Below are 1,183 nucleotides of genomic sequence, written 5' to 3' on the forward strand. Positions count from 1 at the left end.
GGGAAATCCACCGGTGACGCGCTGAGCTTTAACGCGACCGGCGACCTGACCAGCGGCGGGGAGCTCACCGCCGGCGCCATTACTCTCAGCGGACAGAACATCCTCCAGTCCGGCGCCGCAAAAGCGGACCGCATGACCCTGACGGCCCCCGGGCGCATCACCAGCAGCGGCTCGCTGGTTGCCGGTATCCTCTCCCTGAACGCAGCCTCGGTGGAGAACGGCGGGCTGCTGCAGGGGACCACCCTGCTCGGCCTGAAGACCGGGTCACTCGCGAACCTCGCGGGCGGGTCGGTCTACAGCGCGCAGGATTTAACGCTGAACGTTCCGGTGCTGACCAACGGCGGGCTTATCACCACCGACGGCACGCTGCGCATTAAAGGCGACACGCTGACCAACCAGGGTGAAATCAACGGCGTCAGCCTGAGCAGCGACTACCTCAGCCTGACCAGCCGCGGACGCCTGCTGGCGGACGACCGGCTCGCGCTGAACGGCACTACTCTGGTTAACGCGGGCAGTATTGCCGCCGGCGACCTGCACATCACGGCGGACAGCCTGGAGAACCAGGGCACCGTCGAGGGGGACGCGGCCCTGACGCTCGGCGTGGCAGACCTCACTAACCGCGGCGCGCTGCGCAGCGGCGGAACGCTGACGCTCAGCGGCGACACCCTTACCAGCAGCGGCGAGCTCAGCGCCACCGCGCTGCTGCTGAACCTGACCCGTCAGGTCAGCAACGAGGCGGGCGGCCGGGTGATTGCCCGGGACGGCCTGACGCTGACCGCCGCCAGCCTGACCAACAGCGGGCTGATGGCCGGTACCGACGCGCAGTTTAACAGCGCGTCGGTGACCAACGGCGGCACGCTGCAGGGGACCCGTTCCCTGACGGCGACGGGGGCACAGCTCAGCAACCTGCAGGCGGGCATGCTGCTCTCCGGTGGCGCGCTCGGCCTGCACCACACCACCCTTAACAACGCCGGGCTCATGCAGGGCAACACCCTGAACCTGGCCACCGGCGAGTGGATGAACACCGGTAACGCGCTGGGGGAAGCGGGCGTGACGGCGGCGGTGACCGGCGCGCTGACCAACAGCGGTAAGGTGCTCAGCCAGCAGGCGCTGGACGTTCAGGCCGGCAATACCGATAACCGGGGCCAGCTGCTGGCGAAAGTGCTGACCCTGCGGGGCGACC

1 pseudogene is annotated in these 1,183 nt (G+C 68.7%); it reads left to right on the forward strand.

Annotated features, from left to right (window positions below):
• A pseudogene (locus SPH27_RS22995) lies at window positions 1-1,183 on the forward strand (Contact-dependent inhibition of growth factor CdiA); the annotation flags it as partial.

Origin of the sequence: Enterobacter sp. A103, from assembly GCF_034427535.1 — a bacterium.
In the GTDB taxonomy this organism is placed as follows: Bacteria; Pseudomonadota; Gammaproteobacteria; order Enterobacterales; family Enterobacteriaceae; genus Enterobacter; species Enterobacter asburiae_B.